Consider the following 2,821-nt stretch of genomic DNA (forward strand, 5'->3'; position numbering starts at 1 on the left):
GCGGGACGGGGGGTGGTGGCTCCGGGTCGTGCGCTCATGGCGGTCACCTCTGTGGTGGTGATGCCGGCGGGGCGGCCGATGGGACGCCCCGCCGGGGGTGGTCCGGGCTCCTCGCCCGGTCAGGCGGCGTTGGTTCCGGTGGGCTGCTCGGTTCCGGTGGCGGTGTCGATCGCGCCGGCGGTGCGGACCGGCGGCTCGTAGGCCAGCCGCATCAGCCCCTGCATCTCGCCGAGCATCGGCATCCGCGGGTTGGCGGGGGCGCACTGGTCGGCGTAGGCGTTGCGGGCCTGCTGCGGCAGGGAGGCCAGGTACTCCTCCTCCGGGACGCCGGCGGCGCGGAAGGAGTTCGGGATGCCGCAGCGGTCCCGCAGGTCCTCCACCGCCCGGGCGAGGGATTCCACGCCCTCCTCCGGGGTCGCGGCGGGCAGGCCCAGGGTCAGGGCGATCTCCCGGTAGCGCTCCGGGGCCCGGTAGGTCTCGTACTTGGGCCAGGCGGAGAGCTTGGTGGGGACGCCGCCGTTGTGCCGGATGACGTGCGGCAGCAGGATCGCGTTGGTGCGGCCGTGGGCGATGCCGAAGGTGTGGCCCAGGGTGTGCGCCATGGCGTGCACCATGCCGAGGAAGGCGCTGCCGAAGGCCATGCCGGCGACGGTGGCGGCGTTGTGCATCCGCTCGCGGGCGATCGGCTGCCGGGCGCCGTCGCGCACGCAGGTCTCCAGGTTCCCGAAGATCAGCCGGATGGCCTGCAGGCACAGCCCGTCGGTGTAGTCGTTGGCGTAGACCGAGACGTACGCCTCGATGGCGTGGGTCAGTGCGTCGAAGCCGGAGTCGGCGGTGACCTCCGGGGGGAGGGTGGTGGTCAGCTCCGGGTCGACGATCGCCACGTTCGGGGTCAGCGCGTAGTCGGCCAGCGGGTACTTGCGGGCGGCGGCCGGGTCGGAGATCACCGCGAAGGGGGTGACCTCGGCGCCGGTGCCGGAGGTGGTGGGTACGGCCACCAGGCGGGTGCGGGCCCCGGGTGAGGGGAAGGGGAAGGCCCGCTTGCGGATGTCGAAGAACTTCTCCCTGGCGTCGGCGAAGGAGACCTCGGGGTGCTCGTGGAGCAGCCACATCACCTTCGCCGCGTCGATCGGGGAGCCGCCGCCGAAGGCGATGATGGTGTCCGGGTCGAACTCGCGGATGCGGGCGGCGCCGCGCTCCACGGTGGCCAGCTCGGGGTTGGGCTCGATGTCGTCGATGATCTGCAGGTGGACCGGCTCGGTGCGGGAGCGCAGGACCCTCTTGAGGCGGTCCAGCAGGCCGATGCGGTCCATGGTTCGGTCGGTGACGACGGTGACCCGGGCCAGGCCGGGCATCTCGGCGAGGAACCGCAGCGAGTTGCGCTCGAAGTAGATCTCCGGCGGGACGCGGAACCACTGCATGTTGGTGGTGCGGTTGCCGATCCGCTTGATGTTGAGCAGGTGTTCGGCGCCGACGTTGTCGGAGACCGAGGTGCGGCCCCAGGAGCCGCAGCCCAGGGTGAGCGAGGGGCGGAAGGAGTTGTAGATGTCGCCGACACCGCCCAGGGCGGCGGGGGCGTTGACGATGATCCGCACCGCGCGCATCCGCCGGCCGAACTCCTCGGCGACCTCCGGGTCCTCGGCGTGCACCACGGCGCTGTGCCCGGCGCCGTCGAAGTCGACCATGCGCTCGGCCAGGCGGATGCCGGCGGCGGTGTCGTCGGCGGTGAGCACCGCGAGGACCGGGGAGAGCTTCTCGCGGGTCAGCGGCTCACCGGGGCCGACGTCCTCGCACTCGGCGAGGAGCACCGAGGTGCCCTCGGGGACGGTGAAGCCGGCGCGCTCGGCGATCCATCGGGCGTCGCGGCCCACCACGGCGGAGTTCAGGCGCCCGCCGGCGCAGTCGCGTCCGTCGGCGTCCGCGCCGAACATCAGCCGCTCCAGGAGGCGCTTCTCCTCGGCGGTGACCGGGTGGGCGCGCAGCCGGCGGAACTCCTCCAGCGCCTGCTCGCGGATCTCCCGGTCCAGGATCACGGCCTGTTCGGCGGCGCAGATCATGCCGTTGTCGAAGGTCTTGGAGAGCACGATGTCGTGGACGGCGCGCGGCACCCGGGCGGTGCGGTGGATCCAGGCGGGGACGTTGCCCGCGCCGACGCCCAGGGCGGGCTTGCCGCAGGAGTAGGCGGCGCGGACCATGTCGTTGCCGCCGGTGGCCAGGATGGTGGCGACGGCCGGGTGACGCATCAGGGCGTCGGTGGCCTCCCGGGAGGGCTCCTCGATCCACTGCACGCAGTCGGCGGGGGCGCCGGCGGCGACCGCCGCGTCGCGGACGGTGCGGGCGGCCTCGGCGCTGCACCGCTGGGCGGAGGGGTGGAAGGCGAAGACGATCGGGTTGCGGGTCTTCAGGGCGATGAGGGCCTTGAAGAGGGTGGTGGAGGTGGGGTTGGTGACCGGGGTGAGGGCGGCGACGACCCCGATCGGCTCGGCGATCTCGGTGACGCCGCTCAACTCGTCGCGGGAGATGACCCCGACGGTGCGCATGTCGCGCATGGAGTGGGTGACGTGCTCGCAGGCGAAGACGTTCTTGACCGCCTTGTCCTCCATGACGCCCCGGCCGGTCTCCTCGACGGCGAGGACGGCGAGGTCGTCGTGGCGGGCGAGGCCGGCGAGGGAGGCCCGGCGCACGATGTGGTCGACGGTCTCCTGGTCGCGGCTCTCCCACTCGCGCAGGGCCCGCTCGGCGCGGCCGACGAGGGCGGCCACCCGGTCGGCGGGACGCACCGCGGCGGCCTCGACCGGACGGGTGGTGGTGCCTGTGGTGC

General features: G+C 73.3%; 1 protein-coding gene. It reads right to left on the bottom strand.

Annotation, left to right across the window (positions count from 1 at the left end):
- Positions 1-119: 119 nt before the first annotated feature.
- Positions 120-2,780 carry a bifunctional acetaldehyde-CoA/alcohol dehydrogenase gene (gene adhE / locus FNQ90_RS18605; protein ID WP_182607417.1) on the bottom strand — a complete coding sequence of 887 codons (2,661 nt, stop codon included), beginning with the start codon at positions 2,778-2,780 and terminating at the stop codon, positions 120-122.
- Positions 2,781-2,821 lie beyond the last annotated feature (41 nt).

The sequence above is a fragment of the Streptomyces alkaliphilus genome, from assembly GCF_014141535.1.
Taxonomy (GTDB): Bacteria; Actinomycetota; Actinomycetes; order Streptomycetales; family Streptomycetaceae; genus Streptomyces; species Streptomyces alkaliphilus.